General features: G+C 62.0%; 6 protein-coding genes, 1 tRNA gene and 1 pseudogene. 6 read left to right on the plus strand and 2 right to left on the minus strand.

The annotated features are described in order from the left end of the window. The 3 genes from EN781_RS24635 to EN781_RS24645 all read left to right on the plus strand — a co-directional run. A partial coding sequence (locus EN781_RS24635) for a glycosyltransferase (RefSeq protein ID WP_145965607.1) occupies positions 1 to 268 on the plus strand: 268 nt, incomplete at its 5' end. Between the two features lie 152 nt (positions 269 to 420). Next, on the plus strand, positions 421 to 1956 hold the full coding sequence (locus EN781_RS24640; RefSeq protein ID WP_126054927.1) for an undecaprenyl-phosphate glucose phosphotransferase: 1536 nt from the start codon (positions 421 to 423) through the stop codon (positions 1954 to 1956). Next, positions 1953 to 3215 carry an O-antigen ligase family protein gene (locus EN781_RS24645; protein WP_127400407.1) on the plus strand — a complete coding sequence of 421 codons (1263 nt, stop codon included), beginning with the start codon at positions 1953 to 1955 and terminating at the stop codon, positions 3213 to 3215. The genes EN781_RS24640 and EN781_RS24645 overlap by 4 nt, the downstream gene beginning before the upstream one ends. Before the next feature lie 86 nt (positions 3216 to 3301). Here the strand turns inward: EN781_RS24645 and EN781_RS24650 are convergent. Continuing rightward, positions 3302 to 3378 (minus strand) — tRNA-Pro (locus EN781_RS24650). Between the two features lie 124 nt (positions 3379 to 3502). Further along, positions 3503 to 3772 carry a helix-turn-helix transcriptional regulator gene (locus EN781_RS24655; RefSeq protein ID WP_126054928.1) on the minus strand — a complete coding sequence of 90 codons (270 nt, stop codon included), beginning with the start codon at positions 3770 to 3772 and terminating at the stop codon, positions 3503 to 3505. 158 nt (positions 3773 to 3930) lie between these two features. On the opposite strand from EN781_RS24655, the gene EN781_RS24660 reads away from it, so the two are divergent. The 3 genes and pseudogenes from EN781_RS24660 to EN781_RS24670 all read left to right on the plus strand — a co-directional run. Then, entirely contained in the window at positions 3931 to 4332 is a 402-nt protein-coding gene (locus EN781_RS24660; RefSeq protein WP_126054929.1) for a hypothetical protein, read from the plus strand. Positions 4333 to 4408: 76 nt separating this feature from the next. After that, complete coding sequence (locus EN781_RS24665) at positions 4409 to 4600, plus strand: hypothetical protein (RefSeq protein ID WP_126054930.1); 192 nt, start codon at positions 4409 to 4411, stop codon at positions 4598 to 4600. Positions 4601 to 4662: 62 nt separating this feature from the next. Continuing rightward, positions 4663 to 5436: pseudogene (locus EN781_RS24670) on the plus strand (hypothetical protein); the annotation flags it as partial.

Here is a 5436-nt window from a genome sequence, read left to right on the forward strand (position 1 = left end):
GCCCTATATCGTGCTGGAGACGCTGGCCGCCGGCAAGCCGATGATCGCCACCGCCGTCGGCGGCATACCGGAGATATTCGGCGAAGCCTCCCCTGCCCTGATCCGTCCCGATCCGAACCAGCTTGGCGACAGGCTGAGCGACGCGCTCTCCGATCTCGGCGCCTATCAGCGCCTGATGCCCGGGGCGCCCGACCTCAAGGCACGATTCGGCGCCGACGTCATGGCCGCGGAGATCGAGAAGGCCTATTTTGCCGCGCTCCGGCGCTAGAGCGTGGTCGATTTGCTCTGGGACGTTTTCTCACGCTGACCAGCCCCGTCCGCCTCAACGCAGGGTGGCAACCGGTTCAAAGCCATCTGTTGTCTCAAGGGTTTCTTAGCTCTCTTTTGCTATTCAGCCGAGCGAAGCCCGCGGACAATCCAATGAACGAGATCGACCCCGCACGCCGCTTTTCAATGAATGCGGTACGCAAATTCGACGGCCCTGCCGAGAGCGAAGCAGCGAGCGGCCTGAACGATGTGGCGCGTCAGGTTGCCTCGCAGTACCGGCGCGATACGATGTCGCCGATCATGGTCAGCGGCGTGCTGCGCATGGTCGAATTCGCGCTGCTGTTCGTGTCGGGCCTCTGCCTCTATTTCTACTATGTCGGCTTCTTCAACTATCTCGCCTGGCAGTATCCAGTAACGATCGCCGCCGCCTCGTTCCTGGCGGTGGTGCTGCTCGACGTCACCGATTCCTACCAGATCGCCGCCCTCATGCGGCCGATCGCCAGTTTTGGCCGGGTGCTTCTGGTCTGGGCCGGGACTTTCGCGCTGATGGCGTTGACGGCCTTCGCCATGAAGATGTCGGAGGACTATTCGCGCCTCCTGTTCGGCACCTGGTTCGTCGTCGGCTTCGTGCTCATCTTCGGCCTCCGGCTGGTGATGTCCAACCTGATCCGGCGCTGGGCCCGCGATGGGCGCATGGAGCGGCGCGCCGTCATTGTCGGCGGGGGCAAGTCGGCGGAGATGCTGATCCGCTCTGTCGAGAGGCAGCCCTACAACGACATCCGCATCTGCGGCATCTTTGACGATCGCGGCGACAAGCGCTCGCCGCCGATCGTCGCCGGCTATCCCAAGCTCGGCACCATTTCCGAGCTGATCGACTTTGCCCGCATCGCCCGCATCGACATGCTGATCGTGTCGCTGCCGCTGACCGCCGAATCGCGCGTGCTGCAGCTCTTGAAGAAGCTGTGGGTGCTGCCGGTGGACATCCGACTGTCGGCACATTCAAATGCGCTGCAATTCCGCCCGCGCGCCTATTCCTATATCGGCTCGGTGCCGATGCTCGACATCTTCGACAAGCCGATCAACGACTGGGACTCGGTCGCCAAGCGCGCCTTTGATATCCTGTTTTCGATCATCGGCATCATCGTCTTCTCGCCGGTGATGCTGGTGACGGCCATCGCCATCAAGCTCGACAGCAAGGGGCCAGTGCTGTTCAAGCAGAAGCGGCACGGCTTCAACAATGAAATCATTGAGGTCTACAAGTTCCGCTCGATGTACACCGATCGATCGGACCCGACCGCCAAGCAGACGGTGACCAAAAACGATCCGCGCGTCACCCGCGTCGGCCGCTTCATCCGCAAGACCTCGATCGATGAACTGCCGCAATTCTTCAACTCGCTGTTCGGCTCGCTGTCACTGGTTGGACCGCGCCCGCATGCGATCGCCGCCCAGTCGCACAACCTTCTCTACAATGAGGTGGTCGACGGCTACTTCGCCCGGCACAAGGTCAAGCCGGGCGTGACCGGCTGGGCGCAGATCAATGGCTGGCGCGGCGAGCTGGACACCAATGAAAAGATCCGCATGCGCACCGAATACGATCTCTATTACATCGAGAACTGGTCGCTGCTGTTCGATCTCAGGATCCTGTTCCTGACCCCAGTGCGGCTGCTCAACACGGAAAATGCCTATTGAGCGCGGTCGCCCATGATCTGCCGGCGGCGGCGGTCAATAGGTTGCCGCCTCAGGCGGTCAACGCCAAGCTGATCGCACTGATTGCATCCGGCGCGGTCTTTTTCGGCCTGCTGCTCTCGGGCTTCGTCATTGACGAGCCGGCGCCCTATGACCTCTACATGGTCGGGCTCATCGCCGTGTGGGGGGTTTTCGGCCTGCGCATCTCGCGCGCGGTGGTCCCACTTCTGGCGCTGCTGATAGTGATGAATATTGGCGGCATGCTCTCGATGACGCAGATGGCGAATCTCGCCAACACGCCGCTCTACCTCGCCGTCTCGATGTTCCTCGCCTTCACCGCGATCTTCTTTGCCGCGGTCGCGTCGGTGCAGCCCAGCCTCTACCGGCTGATCTTCATCGCCTATGTGGTATCGGCGGTGCTGACCGCGCTGCTCGGCATCGCCGGCTATTTCCACGCCTTCCCGGGAGCGGAGGTGTTCACCAAATACGACCGCGCCGCCGGCGCCTTCCAGGATCCGAACGTGTTCGGACCGTTCCTGGTGCTGCCCGGCGTCTACCTGCTCTATCTGCTCCTGACCGGTCCCGTCGCGCGTATGCCGCTGGTCGCGGCGCCGCTCCTGATCATCACCGCCGGCATCTTCTTTTCCTTCTCGCGCGGCGCCTGGGGCATGTTCGCGGTTTCGGCGGTGTTGCTGACCGGCGCACTCTTCCTGCAGAGCAACAGCGGCAAGTTCCGGCTGCGCGTGGTGATCATGACGATCGCCGCCATCGCGCTGCTTGTCATCGCCATGGTCGTGATCCTGCAACTGCCGGGCGTGGGCGAGATGTTCTCCAGCCGCGCCCATCTCGAGCAGAGCTACGACACCGCGCGCCTTGGCCGGTTCGCCCGCTACACGATCGGCTTCCAGATGGCGCTGGAGCATCCGTTCGGCATCGGCCCGCTGGTGTTCGGCACCATCTTTGGCGAGGACACGCACGACATCTGGCTGAAGATGCTGATGGACTACGGCTGGCTTGGCTTCATCTGTTTCCTGACGCTGACAGTGTGGACGATCGTGGCCGGCTTCCGCATCCTTCTGCGCGACCGGCCCTGGCAGCCCTATCTCTTGTGCGCCTATGTCGCCTTCGTCGGTAATATCGGCCTCGGCACCTTCATCGACATCGACCACTGGCGCCATGTCTACCTGCTGCTCGGCCTGATCTGGGGCGCGATCGCGCTCGAATACCGGCATCAGAAGGAATTGCGGCTGGCGCCCGCATGACGATCCGCTTGTTGCCCGACCGAGGCGGCTACAGAAATCGCTGATTTCAGGAGAAGAGACTTTTGGGGGCAAGTCTCTGGTTTGAATGGTCGGAGTGGCCGGATTCGAACCGACGACCCCTTGACCCCCAGTCAAGTGCGCTACCGGGCTGCGCTACACTCCGGACCGGCCGCGATCTATCGTGATAACCCCGTGCGGGTCAACCGAATTCCACCACAGGACCCCAATCCTGAAAGCGGAATCCGGTTTTTCGGAAACATTGCCGCGGCCGGCTTATCGAACAGCTCTCAGGCGATCCGGCTTTCCGGTGGCGCCATCGCCGCCGCGCCAATGACGGCATCTTCGGGGAGCTGGAGCGCCACAGCGATTCGTCGCAGCTTCGAAGAATCAGTATCCCTGCCACTTTCGATTTCGGCGATCTCTTGAATGGACAGGCCGCAGGTCAGGGACAGCTCTTCGAGGCTGTATCCCCTGGTTTCGCGGGCGGTTTTGAGGGCGCTATGGCCGGGCGTTGCAATCAAATCAGTCAGAACTTCTCGTCTTGCAGTGGCAGGCATTGGCAACTCCTTGGGTTTGAAACACACTGATCAAATCATGGGTTGCCTGAGACGAGCGAGACAATGACCGCTCGGCGGCGATTTGCCAAGCGCCAAAGCGGGCGTCACACCATCGTGAAGCGACGCCGGAACGACTTAACGAAGCGGAAACCGGCCAAATGCGCGGTCCCGTCTTTCGCGAGGTCCAATCAAGTTCTTTTGAAGAACCGAACATCGAGTTGAGCCTCCGTTCGTTCCGCGGATGTCGCTGGCAAGCCAGACAGGTGCGCCAGCCATTTCAGGAAGGATCGGGCCAGCCTGTCGTGGCATTCGCGCCGGCCACGCCGGACGACCTCAGGCCCGGCGCTGTCGTCTTCGCCACTGCCCAGTGCGCCGGCGACGGCATGCTGACATCCGGCCGCGTCATGGTTGGCAACAACGGCGTTGTGCCGCCGATGTGGGCGATCATCTCTGCAACCGGGGCAAACGCCCAGCCGAAACGGCGCGGATGTCACTCAGACACAATCCAGAAACAAAATTCTACAATCGGGAAAAATTGCCGAAAGAATCCAGGAGGATAGTCCCGATCGCGGCGCTCGAGCCACCGATTTGGTCCGGTGCCCTCGGAATGCGGCCCGCGCAAAAGGAAACGTTATCATGAAGAAGTCCCTTCTCTCCGCTCTCGGGCTGGCGGTGGCCCTCGCTGTCTCGATGCCGATCCTCGGCGCGACCAGCGCCGATGCTGCTCCGGTGCACCACAAGCATCACCGTCATCATCATCACCGCAAGCATCACCACCACCACCATCATCATCACCACCACAAGAAGGTCCTGGCGAAGAAGGCCTGAGCAAGCCGGCTTATCCGACAGGAAGGGCGGTTTTTGGTTTTGCCACAGCCGGCCTTCCTGCCGTGATCCGCAGCGCCGCATTGCATGGTTCGGCAAGACGTCGCCTTGTCCTGGCCGCAGCCCGGCTGCTGCTAACGCTTCGCCACCCTGCTCTTGTCTTCCGCTTCATCCGGAAGCTCGGCTACCTGCCTAATCCCGCCGCGCCGCGCAGCCATCACGAGCTGATGCTCTGGCGAAAAATCGTCGACCGCGATCCGCTGTTCGTGACGCTGGCCGACAAGCTTGCGGCCAAGGACTATATCCGCCGCATCTGTCTTGAAATGCCCCGGGCCTTTATGCCGGCGAGGTCACCATCTATTCCGCAGCCGGCTGCTGCACGTGGACCAATCCGGTTATCATGGCGGCGATCGAGCGAAACTGGCGGCTCGACCGGTCGGACTTTCTTCGCAGACGGCATCGCGGAATCGCCGGCCTCTATGCCTGCGCACTCATCGCCCGGTGCTTGCCGAGACGCACTCGCCAGGCCTGAAAACCGGTCCGACAAGAAATCAAACCGAGACGTGAACCTTTCCTCTCCGGGGCGCACCAAGCCTGCATGGACGCCAAGAAGGCGCTCCCCAACCCAGAAGGACGCCGGAACGGCGAACCTCGATCAAAGAGAAGGAAATGCTCAAATGACCAACTTCACCAACTTCAAGCGCATCTCGCTCGCCGCGGCCATAGCCGTCTCGGCCTTCGGCTCGGTTTCCGTCCCGAACTCGGCCGTCGCCGGCACGCACCCCACCGGCGACGGCGGCGCGGTCTGTAAGGGCGCAGGCTCGTGTCTGGTGCTGGAG

This window comes from Mesorhizobium sp. M4A.F.Ca.ET.090.04.2.1 (assembly GCF_003999085.1).
In the GTDB taxonomy this organism is placed as follows: domain Bacteria; phylum Pseudomonadota; class Alphaproteobacteria; order Rhizobiales; family Rhizobiaceae; genus Mesorhizobium.

Excerpts from the sequence above, each read along its gene's own strand:
- EN781_RS24660 (WP_126054929.1), top strand. The coding sequence starts at position 3,931 with ATGCGCGGTCCCGTCTTTCGCGAGGTCCAATCAAGTTCTTTTGAAGAA.
- EN781_RS24655 (WP_126054928.1), bottom strand. The coding sequence starts at position 3,772 with ATGCCTGCCACTGCAAGACGAGAAGTTCTGACTGATTTGATTGCAACG.
- EN781_RS24665 (WP_126054930.1), top strand. The coding sequence starts at position 4,409 with ATGAAGAAGTCCCTTCTCTCCGCTCTCGGGCTGGCGGTGGCCCTCGCT.
- EN781_RS24640 (WP_126054927.1), top strand. The coding sequence starts at position 421 with ATGAACGAGATCGACCCCGCACGCCGCTTTTCAATGAATGCGGTACGC.